This window comes from Streptomyces sp. JJ36 (assembly GCF_021696945.1).
GTDB lineage: Bacteria > Actinomycetota > Actinomycetes > Streptomycetales > Streptomycetaceae > Streptomyces.
On sequence record NZ_JACYHE010000037.1, the window covers coordinates 28458 to 47788 of the forward strand.

The 19331-nt window shown below is 74.9% G+C and carries 19 protein-coding genes (1 of these 19 only partly in view); 9 read left to right on the forward strand and 10 right to left on the reverse strand.

Going from position 1 to position 19331, the window contains the following annotated elements; genetic code table 11:
- From HOY81_RS15745 to HOY81_RS15755, 3 genes are all read left to right on the forward strand, one after another.
- A protein-coding gene (locus HOY81_RS15745) for an SDR family NAD(P)-dependent oxidoreductase (RefSeq protein WP_237321041.1) crosses the window boundary here: on the forward strand, positions 1 to 2572 show its 3' portion. The gene continues 13199 nt to the left of window position 1, outside the view; the window shows 2572 of its 15771 coding nt (coding positions 13200–15771); the start codon falls outside the window, past its left edge; the stop codon is at positions 2570 to 2572.
- Positions 2569 to 3696 (forward strand): MupA/Atu3671 family FMN-dependent luciferase-like monooxygenase, encoded by a 1128-nt coding sequence (locus HOY81_RS15750; protein ID WP_237321042.1) that lies wholly within the window; start codon positions 2569 to 2571, stop codon positions 3694 to 3696. Before HOY81_RS15745 ends, HOY81_RS15750 begins: the two co-directional genes overlap by 4 nt.
- 76 nt (positions 3697 to 3772) lie before the next feature.
- Positions 3773 to 4543, forward strand: a complete 771-nt coding sequence (locus tag HOY81_RS15755) for a thioesterase II family protein (protein WP_237321043.1) — start codon at positions 3773 to 3775, stop codon at positions 4541 to 4543.
- Positions 4544 to 4565: 22 nt separating this feature from the next.
- Here the strand turns inward: HOY81_RS15755 and HOY81_RS15760 are convergent, their stop codons facing one another.
- Both HOY81_RS15760 and HOY81_RS15765 read right to left on the reverse strand, forming a co-directional pair.
- The gene (locus tag HOY81_RS15760) at positions 4566 to 5216 is read right to left on the reverse strand and encodes a response regulator transcription factor (RefSeq protein WP_237321044.1); all 651 of its coding nucleotides are present in this window, start codon (positions 5214 to 5216) and stop codon (positions 4566 to 4568) included.
- A gap of 4 nt (positions 5217 to 5220) precedes the next feature.
- On the reverse strand, positions 5221 to 6351 hold the full coding sequence (locus HOY81_RS15765; protein WP_237321045.1) for a sensor histidine kinase: 1131 nt from the start codon (positions 6349 to 6351) through the stop codon (positions 5221 to 5223).
- Positions 6352 to 6644: 293 nt separating this feature from the next.
- On the opposite strand from HOY81_RS15765, the gene HOY81_RS15770 reads away from it, so the two are divergent.
- The gene (locus tag HOY81_RS15770) at positions 6645 to 7475 is read left to right on the forward strand and encodes a response regulator transcription factor (RefSeq protein WP_308341072.1); all 831 of its coding nucleotides are present in this window, start codon (positions 6645 to 6647) and stop codon (positions 7473 to 7475) included.
- A gap of 72 nt (positions 7476 to 7547) precedes the next feature.
- On the opposite strand, the gene HOY81_RS15775 is transcribed toward HOY81_RS15770, so the two are convergent.
- The 4 genes from HOY81_RS15775 to HOY81_RS15790 form a co-directional block, all read right to left on the reverse strand.
- Positions 7548 to 7865 carry a hypothetical protein gene (locus HOY81_RS15775; protein ID WP_237321046.1) on the reverse strand — a complete coding sequence of 106 codons (318 nt, stop codon included), beginning with the start codon at positions 7863 to 7865 and terminating at the stop codon, positions 7548 to 7550.
- 64 nt (positions 7866 to 7929) lie between these two features.
- Positions 7930 to 8706, reverse strand: a complete 777-nt coding sequence (locus HOY81_RS15780) for an ABC transporter permease subunit (protein ID WP_237321047.1) — start codon at positions 8704 to 8706, stop codon at positions 7930 to 7932.
- Complete coding sequence (locus HOY81_RS15785; RefSeq protein ID WP_237321048.1) at positions 8696 to 9610, reverse strand: ABC transporter ATP-binding protein; 915 nt, start codon at positions 9608 to 9610, stop codon at positions 8696 to 8698. Before HOY81_RS15785 ends, HOY81_RS15780 begins: the two co-directional genes overlap by 11 nt.
- Entirely contained in the window at positions 9607 to 10095 is a 489-nt protein-coding gene (locus HOY81_RS15790) for a GbsR/MarR family transcriptional regulator (protein WP_237321049.1), read from the reverse strand. Before HOY81_RS15790 ends, HOY81_RS15785 begins: the two co-directional genes overlap by 4 nt.
- A 449-nt stretch (positions 10096 to 10544) precedes the next feature.
- Between HOY81_RS15790 and HOY81_RS15795 the strand changes: the two genes are divergently transcribed.
- Together HOY81_RS15795 and HOY81_RS27735 are read left to right on the forward strand one after the other, a co-directional pair.
- The gene (locus HOY81_RS15795; RefSeq protein WP_237321050.1) at positions 10545 to 12284 is read left to right on the forward strand and encodes an acyl-CoA carboxylase subunit beta; all 1740 of its coding nucleotides are present in this window, start codon (positions 10545 to 10547) and stop codon (positions 12282 to 12284) included.
- Positions 12281 to 12553, forward strand: a complete 273-nt coding sequence (locus HOY81_RS27735) for an acyl-CoA carboxylase subunit epsilon (RefSeq protein WP_368857739.1) — start codon at positions 12281 to 12283, stop codon at positions 12551 to 12553. The genes HOY81_RS15795 and HOY81_RS27735 overlap by 4 nt, the downstream gene beginning before the upstream one ends.
- A 47-nt stretch (positions 12554 to 12600) precedes the next feature.
- On the opposite strand, the gene HOY81_RS15800 is transcribed toward HOY81_RS27735, so the two are convergent.
- Positions 12601 to 13560 carry a ScbA/BarX family gamma-butyrolactone biosynthesis protein gene (locus HOY81_RS15800; RefSeq protein WP_237321051.1) on the reverse strand — a complete coding sequence of 320 codons (960 nt, stop codon included), beginning with the start codon at positions 13558 to 13560 and terminating at the stop codon, positions 12601 to 12603.
- 204 nt (positions 13561 to 13764) lie between these two features.
- On the opposite strand from HOY81_RS15800, the gene HOY81_RS15805 reads away from it, so the two are divergent.
- Positions 13765 to 14496: a ScbR family autoregulator-binding transcription factor gene (locus HOY81_RS15805; RefSeq protein ID WP_237321052.1), complete on the forward strand. Its 732-nt coding sequence runs from the start codon at positions 13765 to 13767 to the stop codon at positions 14494 to 14496.
- Positions 14497 to 14508: 12 nt separating this feature from the next.
- On the opposite strand, the gene HOY81_RS15810 is transcribed toward HOY81_RS15805, so the two are convergent.
- Together HOY81_RS15810 and HOY81_RS15815 are read right to left on the reverse strand one after the other, a co-directional pair.
- Positions 14509 to 15234: a ScbR family autoregulator-binding transcription factor gene (locus tag HOY81_RS15810; protein ID WP_237321053.1), complete on the reverse strand. Its 726-nt coding sequence runs from the start codon at positions 15232 to 15234 to the stop codon at positions 14509 to 14511.
- Between the two features lie 61 nt (positions 15235 to 15295).
- Positions 15296 to 15838 carry a hypothetical protein gene (locus HOY81_RS15815; protein WP_237321054.1) on the reverse strand — a complete coding sequence of 181 codons (543 nt, stop codon included), beginning with the start codon at positions 15836 to 15838 and terminating at the stop codon, positions 15296 to 15298.
- Between the two features lie 224 nt (positions 15839 to 16062).
- Between HOY81_RS15815 and HOY81_RS15820 the strand changes: the two genes are divergently transcribed.
- Together HOY81_RS15820 and HOY81_RS15825 are read left to right on the forward strand one after the other, a co-directional pair.
- Positions 16063 to 16926 carry a 3-hydroxyacyl-CoA dehydrogenase family protein gene (locus HOY81_RS15820; protein ID WP_308341074.1) on the forward strand — a complete coding sequence of 288 codons (864 nt, stop codon included), beginning with the start codon at positions 16063 to 16065 and terminating at the stop codon, positions 16924 to 16926.
- A 331-nt stretch (positions 16927 to 17257) separates the two neighbouring features.
- Positions 17258 to 18754 carry an SDR family oxidoreductase gene (locus tag HOY81_RS15825; protein WP_237321065.1) on the forward strand — a complete coding sequence of 499 codons (1497 nt, stop codon included), beginning with the start codon at positions 17258 to 17260 and terminating at the stop codon, positions 18752 to 18754.
- Between the two features lie 36 nt (positions 18755 to 18790).
- Here HOY81_RS15825 and HOY81_RS15830 read toward each other — a convergent pair whose 3' ends face one another.
- Complete coding sequence (locus tag HOY81_RS15830; protein WP_237321066.1) at positions 18791 to 19291, reverse strand: MarR family winged helix-turn-helix transcriptional regulator; 501 nt, start codon at positions 19289 to 19291, stop codon at positions 18791 to 18793.
- Between the last annotated feature and the right edge of the window lie 40 nt (positions 19292 to 19331).

The window sequence follows — 19331 nt, forward strand, 5'->3', positions numbered from 1 at the left end:
GCACGGGTCCCCCGGGACCGCCCCGTCCCCCTCCTCCACCACGACGGCCTCCCGTACCGCTCCCCCGGTGCCGGCGCGCACCGCACCGGCACCCGTGACCTCCCGCACGGCGCCGCCGGTGCCGCGCCCCCAGGCCCCGGCGGCCCCGGCCGCCGTCGCCCGCACCGCTCCGGCACCGGAGCCCGCCGCCGCGGGTGCCGGAAACACCGGGGGCGCCCGGACCGCCGGCGGTGACACCGCGGACCCAGACCGGGCCGAGGCTCCTGCCTCCGCCACCGGGTCACCCGGCACCGCAAACACGCCCGGCACCGGAAACAGCTCCGGCGCCGACGCCACCCCGGCCGGGGACGACCTGGCCGACCAGGTGCGCTTCCTGGTGGCCGAGGGCATCGGGCTCGCCCCCGGCTCCGTCGACCCCGACCGCGACCTGGCCTCCTACGGCGTCGACTCGATCTCCGCGCTGCGCATCATGCAGCGGCTCCAGGCCCGGTTCGGCGACCACATCCCGATGGCCGCGATCTTCGAGTGCACCACGCTCACCAGCCTGGTCCAGCATCTCGTCGACGAGTACGGCATATCCGACGCCGCACCCGGCACCGCCTCCGGCGCCGGTTCCGCCGCCGGAGCCCCGGAGCCGGAGCCCGCACCCGCCGCGGCGCAGGTTCCCGCCCCGGCGGCCGGCCCCACCGCGACCGGCCGCACCGCCGGCAGTGACACCGCGGACGCACCGTCCCCACGGACGGCACCGTCCGCGGGGACCGCACCGGAGCCCGTCGCCGCCCGCGCCGTGCCGTTCGGTCCGGAGGGCCCGGGCACCCCGGTGCACGCCCTCCCCGGCACCACCGGCGAACTGACCTGGCTGCTGCATCTGCGCCGGTGCCTGGACGGCGACGGCCCGGTGCGCGGTGTGGAGTTCACCGGCGCGCCCCCGCGCGACCCGGACGGGGCCCCGGACCTGGCCGTGCTCGCCGCCGCCTGCGCGGACGCGGTCACCGCCGACCGGCCCGCGGGGCCGTACCGGATCGCCGGGCACGCCGCGGCCTGCCGGCTGGCGGTGGAGACCGCGCGGCTGCTGACCGACCGGGGCGAGGAGGTCACCGAGCTGGTGCTCTTCGACGCCCCAGACCCCGCAGGGCCCGCCACGCCCGGCGTGCCGGACCCCGTGGCGGCCGTACGGGCCGTCGCCGGGCTGTTCGCGGCGGTGTGGAGCACCACCGGGCCGGACTGGTCCGCCGTGGAGCGCATGCCCGCCGGGGAGGGCGACGCCGCCCTGTCCGCCGCAGCCCGGGTCCTCGCGGAACTGCCCGGCGCCCCGCTGCAAGGCGCCGGGCTGACGGACCGGCTGGCGTCGGCCGCCGGCTGGCACCGGGTGCTGACCCGGGCGGCGGCCGCCGCGGCCGCGCCGCGGCCGCTGGCCCTCGCCGGACGGTGCTCCGTGCTGGCCGAGGAGGAGGCCGCCGCCTGGGACCGGGTGGTGGTGCCGCCGCCGGTGGTCATGCCCCCGGTGTCCGCACCGGGCGGCACGGTCTCCCGGGCGGGCGCCGCGGAGCTGGCCGCGCGCACCCCGGCGGGCCGCCGCACGGCGGCGCCGGAGGCGGCCGGCGGGGCCCGCGCTCCGCTGGCGATCGCGGACCGCGGGGTGCACAGCGTCCCGGCGGACGACCGCCACTTCCTGGTGCCGGTGAACCGGCGCGGCGACCACGTGCCGTCCTTCTGGGTGCACCACCTCTTCGGTGACGTCAGCTACTGCATCTACCTCTCCCGCTACCTGGGCATGGACCACCCGGTGTACGCCCTGGAGCAGCTCGACGCCGACCTGCGGTTCACCGAGTTCGCGTCGGTGGAGGAGATGGCCGCCCGCTACGTGGCGGAGCTGCGCGAGGAGCACCCGCACGGCCCGTACGTCCTCGGTGGCGCGTCCTTCGGCGGCATCCTCGCCTTCGAGATGGCGCGTCAGCTCACCGAGGCCGGTGAGGAGGTGTCCCACCTCTACCTGGTGGACGCGCTGCTGCCGGGCACCAGCGCCTGGAACGGCGTCGACAACACGGTGATCACCGAGGAGAACCAGGACGCCGTGACGCTCATGCTGATCGGCAACTCCGCGTCCCAGCTCTGGAAGGCGGAGCCGTCGCTCACCATCGAGGAGCTGTCCGGCATGCCGCCGGAGGAGGCGATCGACCACATCACCCGGCACATCGTGGAGGGATCGCCGGCCGAGCTCTCCGCGGACGAGGTGCACCGGCTGGTCCGCACCCGCTTCGCGCTGCTCGACCTGAACGGCAAGCTGCTGCTCGACTACGAGACCAAGCCGTTCGCGCGCCCGGTCCCGACAACGGTGTTCCAGGCCACCAAGGGCTTCTCCGCCGCGGACAACCCGTACGGCATGCCCGCCATCACCCGTGACGACTCGGACGCCACCAACGGCCTGGGGGACCACGCCGGCGACGACGTGACCGTCCACCTCCTCGACGCCGACCACTTCACCATCGTGCTGGAGGAGAACCTGCGCGTGATCGCGGACGTCGTCCAGCGCACCCTGCCCGCCCACGTCCCGAACGGAGAGCGCTCGTGACCGACTTCAGCGTGTACTTCTTCTCCGCCAACGACCGCAACGGCTTCGGGGACCGTTACCGCTTCATCCTCGACGTCGCGCGCTACATCGACGACCGCGGGTTCCGCGCGGTGTGGACCCCGGAGCGGCACTTCCAGGAGTTCGGCGGCAGCTTCCCCAACCCGGCCGTGCTGAGCGCCGCCCTCGCGGTCACCACGCGCAGCCTGGAGCTGCGGGCGGGCAGCGTGGTGCTGCCGCACCACCACCCGGTGCGGGTGGCCGAGGAGTGGGCCCTGGTGGACCAGCTCTCCGGCGGCCGGGTCGGGATCTGCCTGGCGACCGGCTGGCACAAGGGCGACTTCGTCTTCCACCCGGACCTCTACGACGTACGCCGCGAGTACACCTTCGGGCACATCGAGACGCTGCGGTCGCTGTGGCGCGGGGAGCAGGCCGAGTTCCCGGGGCCGGACGGGCAGCAGCTCAGCGTGCGCACCTACCCGCGGCCGGAGCAGCCGGAGCTGCCGCTGTGGCTGGTGCACACCTCGAACCCGCAGACCTGGCTGCAGGCCGGGCGCGCCGGGCTCAACGTGCTGACGCTGCTGGACAGCTGGGAGCGGCTGGAGGAGAACATCGCGGCCTACCGCGGCGCCCGCGAGGAGGCCGGGCTGGACCCGGCCGCAGGCGTGGTCACCGTCGGCCTGCACACCTTCGTGGGCGACGACGAGGCGGAGGTGAAGCGCATCGTGCACGACCCGGTGCGGTCCTACCTCTCCTCCTTCGTCCGGCAGAAGCGGAACGACGCCGAGGTGGACGGCGGGTCGAAGGCGATGAGCGACGCCGAGCAGCAGGCTCTGGTGGACGTCGCCGCCGAGGACTTCTACCAGCGGCGTTCGCTGCTGGGCACACCGGACAAGTGCGCCGCCGTGGTGGAACGGCTGGCCGGCATCGGCGTCGGGGAGATCGCCTGCCTGGTGGACTTCGGCATCCCCTTCGACACCGTGCTGGCGGCGCTGCCGAAGCTGGACGAGGTGCGCGCCCGGTTCGCCCCCGCCGCGGGGGCCCCGGCGGCCGCCGGGCCGCCGCCCGGCCCCGCCCCCGGGGCCGCGGACGACGACGCCCTGTCCTGGTACTACGCCCGCGCCTGACCCGCCGTGCGGGGCCGGCCCGACACGCCGGCCCCGCACGGCCCGCGACCGCCCGATCCCTGCGAGGAGCCCCCTCATGACCGCGGACCGTTCCGACTTCGACCGCTGGGTGCTGCGCCCCGGACCGCGCACCGACCCGCCGCTGCGGCTGCTCTGCGTCCCGTACGCCGGCGGCGGCCCGGCCGCCTTCCAGGGCTGGAACGAGCTGCTGCCGGACGCCGTCGAGCCCTGGCTGCTGCGGCTGCCCGGCCGCGAGGCGCGGTTCCGGGAGGAGCCCCACACCGAGGTGTCCCGGCTGGTGAAGGAGGCGGCGGCGGTGCTGGGGCCCGCCCTGGACGGGCCGTACGCCCTCTTCGGGCACAGCCTGGGCGCCCTGCTGGCCTTCGAGCTCGCCCGGGAGCTGCGCCGCGGCTACGGCCGGGAGCCCGTGCACCTGAGCGTCTCGGCGCGGGCGGCGCCGCATCTGCCGCTGCGGCACGCGGTGGTGCACCGGCTGCCGGACGACCTGCTGCTGGAGGCGCTGGACCGGCGCTTCCAGGCGATCCCCCCGGCGCTGCGCGACGACCCGCAGCTCCGGGCGCTCTACCTGCCGGTGCTGCGGGCGGACGTCACGCTGCTGGAGACGTACGCCCACACCGAGGAGCCCCCGTTGTCCTGCCCGGTCACGGCCTACGGCGGAACGGACGACCCGGAGTTCGGGCCGGGGGAGCTGGAGGCGTGGCGGCGGCACACCTCCGCCGGCTTCCGGGTGCGCTCCTTCCCCGGCGGCCACTTCTTCCTCAACACCGAGCGTGCCGCGCTGACCGCGGAGGTGACCGGGGACCTGCTCGCCACGCTGGTGCCGTGAACCACCGCCCGGGCGGACGCCGCTACGAGCCGGCGTCGCCGGGGCGGGGCCCGGAGATCAGGGCGGCGGCCTTCGCCTTGTTCACGGCGTCCAGCCGGGAGACGGCGCCGAGCTTGCCGTAGATGTTCCGCAGGTGGCGCTTGACCGTGCCCTCGGCGATGGAGAGCCGGCGGGCGATCTGGGCGTTGCTGAGCGCCTCGGCGGCGAGGGTGAGCACCTCACGCTCCCGGGTGGAGAGCGCCTCGCCCTGCGGCGCCTCGACCCGGTCCAGGCCCTGCTGGGAGACGGAGAGGATGACATGGCCGGGCCCGCGGTCCACCCGGACGCTGTGGATCGCGGAGAGGAGTTCGTGCCGGGAGGAGCCCTTCACCAGGTAGGCGCCGGCGCCGAGGGACAGCAGTTCGCGGGCGAGCACCACGTCGTCGTGCATGGTGAGCACCACGACCCGGGAGTGCGGGGCGTCGCGGCGGAGCCGGGCGAGGGTCTCCCGCACCCCCTGGCCGGGCATCTCCACGTCCAGCACCACCACGTCGGGGTGGAGCGCGGCCGCCTTCCGGCAGGCGTCCTCGCCGCTGTGCGCCTGCCCCACCACCTCCACCCCGCCGGCGGCGGTGAGGATCTCCGTCACGCCCTCCCGGAACAGCGTGTGGTCGTCGGCGATGAGGATTCGCACGGGTCTACGGGCGGTCGTCATCCGGTTCCCCCTCGAGTGGGATGAAGACCAGGACGCGGGTCCCGCATCCCGGCCGGGACTCCACGGTGACGCTGCCGCCGAGGAGTTCCGCGCGTTCGCGCATCGAGAGCATTCCGCCGTGGCCGCGGGGTGGTGCGGCCGTGGCGTCAAAGCCGACGCCGTCGTCCTCCACGGAGCCCCGGACCTCGCCGGGCGCGACGTGGACGGCGACCCGGACCAGCCGGGCCCGGGCGTGGCGTACGGCGTTGCGCTGTGCCTCCCGCAGGATGAGCAGGAGTTCGTCGGAGGTGACGGCGGGCACCCAGGACTCGTCGCCGGTCACCGAGACGCGGACGTCAGGGGCGTGCTCCCCCGCGTCCTCCAGGTCCCGGAGGAGCGCGGCGCGCAGTGGCTCGGCGTCGATCTGCCGGCGCAGCCCGCCCATCACGTCGCGCAGCGCGCCGAGGGAACCGCGGACGGTCTCCCGGGCGGCGCCGAGCTTCTCCCGGGCCAGCTCCGGCCGGTCGGGGAGGTAGAGGTCGTGGAGTTCGAACCCGTTGAGGGCGCTGCCCAGGTGGCCGGCGACCTCGTCGTGCAGTTCGCGCGCGATGCGGCGGCGTTCGTCGTTGTGCGCGCTGTGCACCCGCTCCAGCAGGTAGCCGATGTGCGCCACCGCGCGGGCGGTGTGCCGGGCGAGGACCTGCCGGTGGAGCAGCGAGAAGAGCACCGCGGCGTCGGCGTCCCGTAGCCGGGCCGCGGAGAGGTCGCCCAGCAGCGCGACCACGACGGCGTCGAAGAGGGCGGTCGCGGCCCGGCCGGACTCCACCGGGTGGGTGCGGGGGCCGCCGGGCGGTTCCGGAGGGGAGCCCAGGGTTTCCGTACCGGCCGGAAGGTAGGTCCCGCTGCGCAGCTCGGCGACCACGTGGGCAAGGATCCGCCGTGCCTCGGCGACGTAACGGCGGGCCAGTTGCTCGTCCCGGAGCAGCGAGCTCTCGGTGCTCCGCAGCGCGGCCTCGTAGGCGGCCAGCACCTCGTCCGTGCGGCTCTCCAGGAGCTGTGCGGCCGGGACGCGCGGGGCGTGTCCCGCCGGCTCCGCCCGACCGGCGTGCCCGGCCCGGGCAGCCCGTTCGGCCATTCCTCTCACCCCCGTTGCGCCCTCGTGGGGACCGTTCCGGCCCGCTCCGGTACCGCATGCCCCTGAACACCGGAGCGTATCCCGATCACTTGAACGAACAACGGTGCAAAGCAGACATGTTCGCGGGGCATGGGCCCGCGGCAGGACGTCCGGGGTACCCCGTTGGAGGCATCGCCCCCTGCCTCCCTGGGGCCGTGGGGGCGGGCGCACCGTTGAAGCAGGCTCCCCCGGCTTGCTAGACAGTTCAAAGAAAACCAGTCGACCTGTTTTTCAAGGAGATACCGGGGGCCCTGGTGACCGCGACGTACAGACCCATCAACGTGTTGATAGCCGACCACGACGCGAGAACGGCCGAGGCGCTCGAACAGGTCCTCGGCGTGCACGGGTACACCCTCCTCGGCGCCGCCTCCGGCGCCGAGGCGCTGAGCCGGCTGGACGACGCCGCGCTGGTCCTGCTCGACCTGGACCTGCCGGACCTGGACGGGCACGAGGTGTGCCGCCGCATCCGCGAACGGTCCTGCGTGCCCGTCATCGCACTGAGCACCCGCTCCGACGAGCTGGACCGGGTGATGGCGCTGCGCTGGGGCGCCGACGACGTGGTGCCCAAACCGTTCAGCCGGTACGAACTGGTGGCGCGCATGGAGGCGGTACTGCGCCGCACCGCGGCCTGCCGGCACCACACGGCCGGCGACGGCGGCCCGGCCCGTACGGGCCCGGGGCCGCTGCCCGTCCCCGCACCCGTACCCGCAAGCACCCTGTCCGGCGCGCTGTCCGCCGGGCAGGGTCCCGGGGATCCGGTGCCCGCCCCGCTGCGTGCCGGGCCGCTGGAGCTGGACCTGCGCACCCGGAAGGTGCTGCTGCACGGGGACGAGGTCCGGGTGACCCGCAAGGAGTTCGATCTGCTGGCCCTGCTGCTGCACGAGCCGGGACGGGTGCGGGAGCGCCGGGAGATCATGTACCGGGTGTGGGACGAGAACTGGTTCGGCTCCACCCGCACCCTCGACGTCCATGTGGGCTCGCTGCGCAGCAAACTCGGCAGCAACGAGTGGATCGAGACCGTGCGCGGGGTGGGTTACCGGATCACCGTGCCGGTCCGGCCGCTCGCCCAGCCCGCGCCGGGCTGACGGCGCACCGCCCCGGCGTGCCCGCCGCGGCCGCCGGACCGTCCACCCAGCGGGGTCCCCCGGGTCCGGGCGTCAGGAGGACGGCCCGGGGCCGCGGGGCCGCCCGCGGTGGCGCCGCCGCAGGGGGTCCTCCACCAGGGCGTGGCTGAGCCAGCCGAAGAGCACCGACACCGCACCGGTGAGCGGGAGCATGATCCAGAACCCGGTCAGACCGGCCTCACCCCACTCCGAACCGGTGATCCGCAGGGTGCGGAGCATCACGACCATGTGCCACAGGAAGACTCCGTAGGAGACGCGGCCGAGCCGGGCGAGCACCGGCCGGGCGAGCAGGCGGGCGGGGCCGGAGGCCGGCGCGAGCGCCGCGGGCAGCACCAGCCCCACGGAGATCACAAGGCTCCGCCGCCCCCGGGGGAAAGGGCGGCGGAGCCGGCTCGTGCGGGCCGGAGCCCGGGTGTCAGACGTTCAGGTCGCGCGTCCGGAAGCGGGCGAGACCCACGGCCATCAGCACCACCGGGGCGATCACCAGGACGAGCATGCCCGGCGAGAAGCCGTCCCGGAGCGGGTTGCCGCCCAGGTAGTAGTGGAAGGCCGAGAGGTACTTCAGCGGCTCGATCGCCTCCGACTGCGAGGCCAGCGCGTTGATGGCGAAGGAGAACCCGCCGTAGCCCGCGGTGACCGCCAGGGTCAGGGTGCGGCGGCCGGTGATCGCTCCGGTCGCGAAGGCGACCGCCCCGAGTGTGATCACCAGCAGGGCCAGTCCGAGCACGGTGACGACGAGGTTGCCGAAGCCGACGTTCATGTCCAGTGCGGCGTTCAGCAGCACCAGTTCGGCCCCCACCAGGAGGGCGAACGCGGCCACCGCCAGACACATGGCGGCGAACCGCTCCAGCAGCAGTCGCCCGCGCTCGATCGGCTGGGCGAGATACAGGTCCAGCAGACCGGTCTCCTCCTCGCCCGCCACCGACTTGGCGCCGGAGATGGTCACGAAGACCAGCAGCAGCAGCGGGACGATCATGCCGAGCACGGTGGCGCGCAGGAAGCCGGGGCCGGAGGCCAGGTCGTCGAAGTTGAGCGCCTTCTGGAGGCCGCCGGCGTCCTCGACGACCTTGTCCGGGTCGAAGCTGGAGGTGTACATCAGGGTCACCAGAGCCAGTCCGACGCCCCAGAAGAGCAGGCCGCGGCGCTGGTCGCGCAGGGCCTTCCCGAAGACGGCGAGCGGTTCAGCGGACACCTTGCATCTCCTCCTCGGAGTCCTGCGCGTACGCGTGCAGGAAGATTTCCTCGAGATCGGGCTCTTCGCACACCAGGCTGAGCACGGTGTGCCGGGCCGCCTCCTTGACGAGCGCGTCGGCGGCGCCGTCGAGGGTGCAGCTCAGGGTGTTGGCGCGGACGTCCACGTCGCGGACGCCGGGGAGCACGGAGAACACCCGGGGATCGACGGGGTCGGAGAAGCGGATCTCCACCCGCCGCTGGGCCTGCTCCAGCAGGGTGTCGACGTTGGAGACGGAGACCAGCCGGCCGCCGCGGACGATCGCCACCCGGTCACCGACGTGCTGGACCTCGGAGAGGATGTGCGAGGACATCAGCACCGTCTGGCCGTTCTGCTTGGCCTCGCGGACCATGGTCAGGAACTCCTGCTGGACCAGCGGGTCGAGACCGGTGGTCGGCTCGTCCAGGATCAGCAGCTCCGGGGTGTGCATGAAGGCCTGGATGATGCCGACCTTCTGCTTGTTCCCCTTGGAGAGGCTGTGCACCGGGCGGCGCAGGTCCACGCCCAGCCGCTCGGCGAGCCCGTGGATCGCGGCCTTCTCCACTCCGCCGCGGGCCCGGGCGAGGAACTCCAGCAGCTCCAGACCGGTGCCCCGGCCGGCCAGCGGCAGCTCGCCCGGCAGATAGCCGATCCGGCGGCGCAGCTCACCGCCGCCGTCCCGGGGATCCTTGCCGAACAGCTCCACACGGCCGGAGGTCGGGCGGATGAGGTCCAGCAACAGCCGGATGGTGGTCGTCTTGCCCGCACCGTTGGGGCCGAGGTACCCGAACACCTCCCCAGGGGAGATGCTCAGCGACAGGTCGTCGAGTGCCTTGTGCTTCCCGTACGACTTGCTGAGGCCCTCGGTGAGCGCCACAGGGGTCATCGTGCATCCGCTCCTTTGATCTCCTGCTCCCAGCGACTCCAGACCAGCGGCATCTCGCGCTCCAGCCACTCGTAGAAGTCGTGCATCTCCTGCAGCCGGCGGCTCCGCGGCCGCGGCTCTTCGGCCAGCAGCCGAAGCCCCCGTTCCGTCACCCGTCTGAACTCGCCGTACCGCGACACCTGGCCCATGGCGTGCGCGAACCAGGCCTGGGCGTTGAGCCGGTACCGGTCGCGCCGCTCTCCGGGACGGCTGAACCGCTCGACCAGGCCGCCCGGCACCAGATGACGCAGCGCCGAGCTGACGGAGCCGACGCTGACGGACAGCGCCCCGGCGATCTCGCCCAGCGACTGGTCCTCCGGCTCGCAGATCAGCAACCACCCCACGGCACGGCCGGCCATCCTCAGCAGCCCCTGCTGCTCGAACTGGAAGGCCACGGCCTCGACGAACTCCAGCTCCTGCGGACTCGCGGTCGATTCGGTTCGCAACACCCACCCCCTTTCGAGTGTTCAGAATACACTGAACGAACAGGACGTCCAGTCGGTCTGATCCTTGTGAGCGATTCCTTGACGCGCCCGACGCGCCCGACGGGCCTGGCGGACCCGACGCGCTCGCCGCGGCGGCGCGGTCGGCGCACCGGCCGTCCGGGAGCGCCGGCACCGCCGGGAGCGCCCGTGACGCTACGCGGCTCCTCCCCTCCCGCGACCCCGCCGAACGGCGAATGCCCCGAAGGAAGACCGGCCCCGCTGCCCCTTTCGGTACACCGGCACGCCCCGCCGTTGCCGTCCGCGCAAGGCGCCGCGCACCCTGCGAGCGCGGGGGTCGCACACCGTTCCCCACCGGCCCCGGGCCGTACGGCCCCGCGGGGCCCGGCCCGGGCACGCCGCCGTACCGCCGCACGCCACCCGCCGTCGCCACCGTCCGGAAGGACCGCCTGATGAGCATCGTCGAGGAGACCGCCCGGGCACGCCCGGCCGTACCGGCCCACCCGCTGGAGACCTTCACCGCCGTGCCCGCGCACGGGGCGCCCCCACGACCCGTACGCCCCAGAGCGCGCCCGGCGCCGCCCCCGGAAACCGGGCCGGGAGCGGCGCCGGGTTCCGGGCAGCAGGCGGCCGGCCGCACGCCGACGGTGCGGGAGCGCGTCGCCGAACTGGACGGGCTCCGGGCGGCCGTGGAGGCCGGTCCCGGTCCGGGCGCGACCGAGGCCCAGCACGCCAAGGGCAAGCTGACCGCCCGGGAGCGGCTGGCGCTCCTCTTCGACGAGGGTTCCTTCACCGAGGTGGAGCCCTTCCGCCGGCACCGGGCGACCGGCTTCGGGCTGGAGGCGAAGCGCCCGCACACGGACGGCGTGGTGACCGGCTGGGGCCTGGTGGACGGCCGCCGTGTCTTCGCCTACGCCCACGACTTCCGCATCTTCGGCGGCGCGCTGGGTGAGGCCCATGCGCAGAAGATCCACAAGATCATGGACATGGCCGAGTCGGCGGGCGCCCCGCTCGTCGGGCTCTGCGACGGCGCGGGCGCCCGCATCCAGGAGGGGGTGACGGCGCTCGCGGGGTACGGCGGCATCTTCCGCCGCAACGTCCGCAACTCCGGGGTGATCCCGCAGATCAGCGTGCTGCTGGGACCGTGCGCCGGCGGGGCCGCCTACTCCCCCGCGCTGACCGACTTCGTCTTCATGGTCCGCGGCACCGCGCAGATGTTCATCACCGGGCCGGACGTGGTGCGGGCGGTGACCGGGGAGGACATCACGCACGAGGCGCTGGGCGGCGCCGACGCGCACGCCACCGCCTCCGGCGTGGCGCACTTCGCCTACGACGACGAGGAGACCTGCCTCGACGAGGTGCGCTATCTGCTCTCCCTGCTGCCCGCCAACAACCGCGAGCTGCCGCCCGCGGCGGGGGAGGCGGACCCGGTGGACCGGCGCTGCGAGGGACTGGCCGGGCTGGTGCCCGCCGATCCCGCGCGTTCCTACGACATGCGCGCGGTGATCGAGGAGATCGCCGACGACGGCGAGCTGTTCGAGGTGCACGAGGGCTGGGCGACCAACGTGGTCTGCGCCCTGGTGCGGCTGGGCGGCGAGGTGGCGGGGGTCGTGGCCAACCAGCCGGCCAGCCTGGCCGGGGTGCTGGACATCCACGCCTCCGAGAAGGCCGCCCGTTTCGTGCAGATGTGCGACGCCTTCAACATCCCGCTGGTCACCCTGGTCGACGTGCCCGGTTTCCTGCCGGGCGTCGGCCAGGAGCACGGCGGCGTGATCCGGCACGGCGCCAAGCTGCTCTACGCCTACTGCAACGCCACCGTCCCGCGGATCTCGGTGGTGCTGCGCAAGGCGTACGGCGGCGCGTACATCGTGATGGACTCGCTGTCGATCGGCGCGGACCTGGCGCTGGCCTGGCCGGTGAACGAGATCGCGGTGATGGGTGCCGAGGGCGCGGCCGGCGTGGTCTTCCGGCGGGAGATCGCCGCCTCCGCGGACCCCGAGGCCACCCGCGCGGAACGGATCGAGGAGTACCGCCGGGCTCTGATGCATCCCTACTACGCGGCGGAACGCGGACTGGTGGACGACGTGATCGACCCGGCCGAGACCCGCTCCCGGATCATCGACGCGCTCGCCGCCTTCCGGTCCAAGCACGCGCCGCTGCCCAGCCGCAAGCACGGGAACCAGCCCCAGTGAGCGCGGGGCTACGGATACTGCGCGGCGCCCCGGAGCCGGACGAACTGGCCGCCGTGACGGCCGTGCTGCTGACTCTCGCCGCACGCCGGGCCCCGCACGGCGCTCCCGCGGCGGGGAGCGCGCCGGGCGGTGCCGGGCCCGGGGGCGGTGAAGCGGGGTGGCCGGGCGGTCGCACGGCGCCCTGGTGCCGGGAGCACACCGGTCCGCGGTCGCCCGTCGCCTGGGCGTCCCGGCCGGGTACGGCCTGGCGCCCGCGGGCCGGGGGCTGAGGCTCCGCGCGGAGAACGGAGTGCACGGCGGGCGGCCGGGGGCCGCGTCAGTGCGGGTCGCGGACCGCGACGTCGCAGGAGGCCACCTCGGCACCGCCCTGATGGAAGGTCACCGGGACCACGCTCCGCCCGCCGAGGCAGTTCTGCGGCTCGGCCACGGAGAGCAGGCAGGGCGAGTCGAACTCGATGTACCGCCGGAAGCTGCCGGCGCATCCCACGAAGAGGCCGTCGGGGCAGCCCAGGGCGGTGAGGGCCGCCTGGCGTGCGGCCTCCATCACCACCATGCCCGGGAAATGGTCGACACGGTGGTCGAAGAGGACGGGGTGGTCCGGGTCCGCGCGCAGCGTCCACACCTGGTCGACCTCGGTGACGCCGAGCACCACGTCCTGCTCCGCACACCGCCCGACCCGCTCGGCCGCCACGGGCTCCGGCAGCGGTCGCTCCACGACGTTGCCCGCCCGGGCGCCGCGCAGTCTTCGGTAGACGCGGTCCGGTATGCAGGCCGCCGTGGTGCTCCCGGTGCCGATGCGCCGGCCGTCCCGGTAGCAGGTGACGTCGTAGGCGAACCCGCTCACCGCGGTGCCGCGCCGGGAGACCTCGCTCAGCCGGACGTCCAGCACCAGGTCCGCCGGGCGGTCGGCGAGCCGTACGCCGTCCTCGGTCACCTGGAAGGAGGTGTCCCGGGTGGCGAACCGGGTGTCGCCGGGCACCCGCAGCACCTGATGGGCGACGAGCAGCCCCGCCTGCCGGATGGTCTCGGCGAGCAGCATGGGGTCGTGCCAGGAGCCGGCCACGGGACCGTAGTAGCTGTGGCCACGCGGCCACTGGGCGCCGACCCGGTAGGCGTGCTCACCGTCCGGGCGGATACCGGTCAGCAGCACCTCGGAGACGGCGGCGCGGTGCACCAGGGTGCGGGGCACGGTCTGTTCGAAGAGTTCCGGCTCCGCGGGAAAGGAGCCCGGAGCCGGGCGGTCGGTAGGAAGAGGGGTCTGAAGAAGTGCACTCATCGCTGGCCTCCTGACCATACGAGCAGGGCAGACGCCGGGTCCCGGACCCGTGGCCTGGTGGTGCAGTGGTGCAGACGCGAATTACCGTACCAGTCGACTGGTATTTTTTAAGCCCGCGGAGCAGGATTGCCCGTAGGCTTGCCGCGGGGGGGGCGCGGGGCAGGCGGCACGCCGCTCCGCGCACCGTGGCGGAAGGGAGGATCTGTGCCGAGGGCCAAGCAGGAGCGTGCCGAGGTCACCCGGGCGGCGATCGTGGAGGGTGCGGCCCGGGCCTTCGACGCGGCCGGGTTCGGCAGCACCAGCCTGAGCGACATCGTGAAGGAGGCGGGGGTGACCAAGGGCGCCCTCTACTTCCACTTCGCGTCGAAGGAGTCGCTGGCCTACGCCGTGATGGAGGACCAGTTCGACACCGCAGCCCTGCTGGAACGGGTCGAGCGGCCCGGCGTCCAGACGGCGATCGACCTGACGCACCGCATGGCCCGGGAGCTGCGCAGCAACGTGCGGGTGCGGGCCGGCATCCGGCTCGTCCTGGAGTACGGCTCCTTCTCCGACCCGGACCGCCGGTTCTACGACCGGTGGATCGCCACCCTGCGGGCCTGCCTGGAGCCGGCGCGGGACAGCGGGGATCTCCGCCCGGAGGTGTCCGCGGAGGACGCGGCGACCCTGGTGGTCGGTTCCTTCACCGGCATCCAGATCGCCTCGCAGGTCCGCACCGGCCGGGAGGACCTGACCCGGCGGGTCACGGACCTGTGGACCTGGCTGCTGCCCGGACTCGTCCCGCCCCGCCGCCTCGGGCGCTTCGACCCCGCCGGCTCGGCCGATCTGGACACCGTGTTCGGGCTGCCGGACGCCGCCGGCACGGTGCCGGCCGTGGCCGCGGGCTCCCGGTCTCCGGCCGCGGACCGCACCGGGGAACCGGCGACGGCCGGCCGCTGACCCGGCGCCCCGTCAGGACCGGTCCCGGGAGGCGCGGGGCTCCGGAAGCCCCGGGCCGCCGTCGCCCGGAGACGCCCGGTCCGCGTCAGCCGTCCCTGCGGGGGCCGTCCCGTCCGGGGCTGCGGAGTCCGTGACGGCCGTCCAGTCCGTGTCCGGGGCGAGCAGCGGCAGCAGCAGCCGCCACACCCCGTCGAGCCAGCGTTCCGCCTCCGTCTGCGCGTACCCCATCCAGGCGAGGGTCTCCAGCCCGAGCACGGTGGCGGTCACCAGCGTCCGTGCCGAGGCGTCCGCCACCGCGCGCCCCAGTTCGCCGCCCGCCCGCGCGTCGTCCAGCAGCCGGCAGCACTGTGCGAGCCAGCGGGTGTAGAGGTCGTGGACCGAGGGCTCCTCCCCCGCGGGGCGCTCCCGGGTCACCCGCACGGAGGCGCGTACGAAGGGGTCCTCGCGGAGCAGCCGGTTGAAGGCCCGGGTGACGTCCACCAGGGTCTCCAGCGCCGAGTCCCGCTCCTGGCGCAGGTCCCCGACGACCTCCTCCAGCACGTCGTCGCCGCGCGCCTGGATCGCCTCCGCGAGCGCCTGCTTGGTGGGGAAGTGGAAGAACAGCGCCCCCTTGGTCACCCCGGCCGCGCGACTGACGTCGGCCAGGGAGGCGGCGGTGAAGCCCCGCCGGTCGACCTGCTCGGCCGCGGACCACAGCAACCGCTCCACCGTGCGCGCCGACCGTTCCTGCTTCACCATCGCCCCACTCCGTCCCCGCCCTCCGGGCGGGAGGGCCCGTCCCGCCCGCCCGGAGGGCTCGTCACCCTCGATGTCCCGTCGCCCGGTCACCGGCGGCCCACGCGGCTGCCGGGCCCCCCGCAGTTCCCGCGCCCGGCCCGGCACGCCCGGCCGGGGAGGGCGCGGCCCGCCGCGGGAGCAGGAAGGCGGCGTCGGCCAGGTCGGCCAGCACAGCGGCGACTCCGAGTTCCCGCAGCGCGACTGCGGCCGGCCCGGGCAGTCGCCAGGCGCCGTCCCCGCTGCCGCCCACGAAGACCGGCCGCCGCACGCCGCCGGCCGCGCACCACCGGCGCAGCCCGGTCAGTTCCCGGGCCAGCGGCGCGCCCGGACCGCCGGCCAGCAGCAGCGCCTCGGCCCGCGGATGCCGGACCAGCGCGGCCAGGGCACCGGGCAGAGTCACGCCCGTGCCCAGGTTGACCGTGCGGAAGCCGCGGCAGCGCAGCCGCATCGAGACCAGGAACCCCTCGGTGGCGGGCAGCGAGTCGCCGAGCGCACCCACCACCACCAGCCGGGCGGCGTCACCGTCCCCAGGGGCTTCCGTACGTCCGTCCTCGAGACCCGGCACGGTTCCTCACCTCCCGGCGCACGGCCGTCTCCGGTCCCGCCGCCCGGCACCGGACGACGACCACCCCATCGTAAAAACCGGTCGAACGGTATGTCAATGGAAACCGGTCGAACGGTATCCACTCTGGTGGGGCCCCGGCCCGGCCGGCACCCCACCCCGGGGCCCCCGGCCGGGCGGTAGTAGGTTGGCGGCGCATTCTCAGCGTCGAGAGTCGTGGAGGCAGGGTGAGCGAGCCGGACGTGCGGCGAGTGGGCGTGATCGGCGGCGGGACCATGGGGCTCGGCGTGGCCTATGTGTGCGCCGCCGCGGGGTGCGCGGTCACCCTCGTGGAACCCGACCCGGAACAGGCGGAACGCGCGCGCGAGACCGCCCGGAAGCAGGCGGCGCGCGCCGTGGAGCGCGGCAAGCTGGACGCCTCCGCCGCCGGGGCCCTGCCGGACCGGATCGACGTCGCGCAAGCCGTGGCCGGACTCCCCCGCGGGCTGGACCTGGTGGTGGAGGCGGTGCCCGAGCGGGCCGACCTCAAGCGCCGGGTGCTCACCGAGGCCGAAGCGCGCGAACCGGAGCTGCTGGCCAGCAACACCAGCGGGCTCAGCATCGACGGGCTGGCCGGCGCCCTCGAACGCCCCGGCGCCTTCCTCGGGCTGCACTTCTTCAACCCCGTCTGGTCGATGCCCCTGGTGGAGATCGTCCGGGGCGCCGCCACCACGGACGCCGCCCTGGAGCGGGCACGCGCCACGGCCGCGCTGATCGGCAAGGAGACCATCGTCGTCCGCGACGCCCCCGGCTTTGCCACCAGCCGGCTGGGGGTGGCCATCGGGCTGGAGGCGATGCGGATGCTGGAGGACGGCGTGGCGGACGCCGAGGACATCGACCGCGCCATGGAGCTGGGCTACAAGCACCCGATGGGCCCGCTCCGCCTCACCGACCTGGTCGGCCTCGACGTGCGGCTGGACATCGCGCAGCACCTCGCCGCGACCTACGGGCCGCGCTTCGAGCCACCCCGCATCCTCCGGGAGAAGGTCGCGGCCGGCGAGCTGGGCCGCAAGTCCGGCCGCGGCTTCTACACCTGGCCGCAGGGCGGCTGACACCGCCTCACCGCCTCCGGACACCGGGGGGACGGGCCGGCCTGTCGCCCCCGGCCGACCGGGTCCAGGGACGTGCCGACCGGTCCCCCCGGGCAGCGCCCGCCGGCCCCGTCCCCCTGGCGCCCCGCCTCCCCCGTTCACCGGCTCGGCGGGGCGCAGACCGCTTCCCGGGGCGCGTCGGAGGCGTGGGGCGGGCCGGGCGGGGCACAGTGAGGGACCGCCCCCACCGGACCCCACGAAGGAGCTGGTTCCCGTGCCCGACCGCCCCGGCACCCCCGCGCGGCCCGCGCCGGAGCCCGCCCGCGGCACGGACCCCGCACCCCGCTGCCTGGTGACCGGCGCCAGCGGATACATCGGCGGCCGGCTGGTGCCGGCCCTGCTGGACGCGGGATACGCCGTGCGCTGCCTGGCCCGTACGCCCGCCAAGCTGCGCGACCACCCGTGGGCGGACCGGGTGGAGGTGGTGCGCGGCGACGTCACCGACGCCGCCTCCCTGGCGGAGGCGATGCGCGGCGCTCAGATCGCCTACTACCTGGTGCACGCGCTCGGCGGCGGGCGGGACTTCGAGGAGAAGGACCGCCGGGCGGCCCGGACCTTCGGCGAGCAGGCCCGGGCGGCGGGTCTGCGGCGCCTGGTCTACCTCGGCGGCCTCACCCCCGCCGGAGTGCCGGAGCGCGAACTCTCCCCGCATCTCCGCTCCCGTGCCGAGGTCGGGCGCATCCTGCTGGACTGCGGGGTGCCCACCGCCGTGCTGCGGGCCGCGGTGGTGATCGGCTCCGGATCGGCGTCGTTCGAGATGCTGCGCTATCTGACCGAACGCCTGCCGGTGATGGTCACCCCGAGCTGGGTGGGCACGACGCTGCAACCCATCGCCGTACGCGACGTGCTGCGCCTGCTGGTGGGCTGCGCGGAGCTGCCGGAGGAGGTCAGCCGGGCCTTCGACGTCGGCGGGCCGGACGTGCTGACGTACCGGGAGATGATGCAGCGGTACGCCGCGGTGGCCGGGCTGCCCCGGCGGCTGATCGTGCCGGTGCCGGTCCTCACCCCGCGGCTGTCCAGCCAGTGGATCGGCCTGGTCACCCCGGTTCCGCCGGCCATCGCCCGGCCGCTGGCGGAGTCGTTGCGGCACGAGGTGGTCTGCCACGAGCGGGACATCGCGCGGTACGTGCCCGACCCCCCGGGCGGGCTGCTGGGCGTCGACCGCGCGCTGCGCCTCGCCCTCCAGCGGGTGCGGGACGCCGAGGTGGCGACCCGCTGGTCCTCCGCCTCGGTACCGGGCGCGCCCAGCGACCCGCTGCCCACCGACCCCGACTGGTCGGGCGGCAGCCTCTACACCGACCGCCGGGAACGGCGCGCCGCCGCCTCGCCGGAGGCCCTCTGGCGGGTGATCGAGGGCATCGGCGGCGACCGCGGCTGGTACTCCTCCCGCTTCGCCTGGTCGGTGCGGGGCCGGCTGGACCGGTTCGCGGGAGGCGTCGGCCTGCGCCGCGGGCGGCGGGACGCCGACCGGCTGCGGGTAGGCGACTCGCTGGACTTCTGGCGGGTCGAGGAGATCGAGCCGGGGCGCCTGCTGCGGCTCCGCGCCGAGATGCGGCTGCCCGGGCTGGCCTGGCTGGAGCTGCGGGTGGGCACGGACGCCCAGGGCCGTACGGTCTACCGGCAGCGCGCGCTGTTCCACCCGCACGGGCTGACGGGCCACGCCTACTGGTGGGCCGTCGCACCCTTCCACGGACTGGTGTTCGGCGGCATGGCACGGAACATCACCGAAGCCGCCACGGCGGCCGAGGCCGCCCGGCCCGCCGGAACCGCCACCCGGCAACCCGGCTGACGCCCCGCCGGAGAGTTTCCCGTACTGCGTGCCGGGCTACCCGGCGGACCCGCGTTCCTCGTCCAGGTGGTCGTTCAGCGTCCGCAGGAAGCGCAGCACGGTCCTCAGTTCGGCCTCGGTGAACTCCTGCCGGGTCGCGTCGACGCTCCGCGCCAGCGGGCGGAAGGACTCCCGGGCGACCGACCGGCCGAGGGGCGCGTAGTGGAGGTGGACCACCCGGCCGTCCGCCGCGTCCCGGACCCGGCGTACGTGACCGGCCCGCTCCAGGCGGTCCAGGCAGGCGGTGACGGCACCGGAGGTGAGACGGAGGTGGTCCCGCAGCCGGCCCGGCGTCAGCGCGCCGCCCTTCCCGTCACCGTCCAGGATCGCGATGAGCGCGGCCACATCGGTGTGGTGCAGCCCCTGGGAACGGGCGAACTCCTGCGCGGTCCGCTGGAAGGCGGCGTTCATCCGGCGGAGCTGCACGGCGAAGGAGCGCAGACCGGCGGCGGACGCGGGTGGCTCCGGGCCGTCCCGGCCGGGCGGCGGCGCATCCACGGAGCCCTCGCCGTCGGAAGAGGCGTTCACCGGTCCAGGA

What these genes read in the sequence shown, in the direction of transcription:
- HOY81_RS15755 (WP_237321043.1), top strand. Translation starts at nt 3,773, where the DNA reads ATGACCGCGGACCGTTCCGACTTCGACCGCTGGGTGCTGCGCCCCGGA.
- HOY81_RS15765 (WP_237321045.1), bottom strand. Translation starts at nt 6,351, where the DNA reads ATGGCCGAACGGGCTGCCCGGGCCGGGCACGCCGGTCGGGCGGAGCCG.
- HOY81_RS15785 (WP_237321048.1), bottom strand. Translation starts at nt 9,610, where the DNA reads ATGACCCCTGTGGCGCTCACCGAGGGCCTCAGCAAGTCGTACGGGAAG.
- HOY81_RS15795 (WP_237321050.1), top strand. Translation starts at nt 10,545, where the DNA reads ATGAGCATCGTCGAGGAGACCGCCCGGGCACGCCCGGCCGTACCGGCC.
- HOY81_RS15800 (WP_237321051.1), bottom strand. Translation starts at nt 13,560, where the DNA reads ATGAGTGCACTTCTTCAGACCCCTCTTCCTACCGACCGCCCGGCTCCG.
- HOY81_RS15810 (WP_237321053.1), bottom strand. Translation starts at nt 15,234, where the DNA reads ATGGTGAAGCAGGAACGGTCGGCGCGCACGGTGGAGCGGTTGCTGTGG.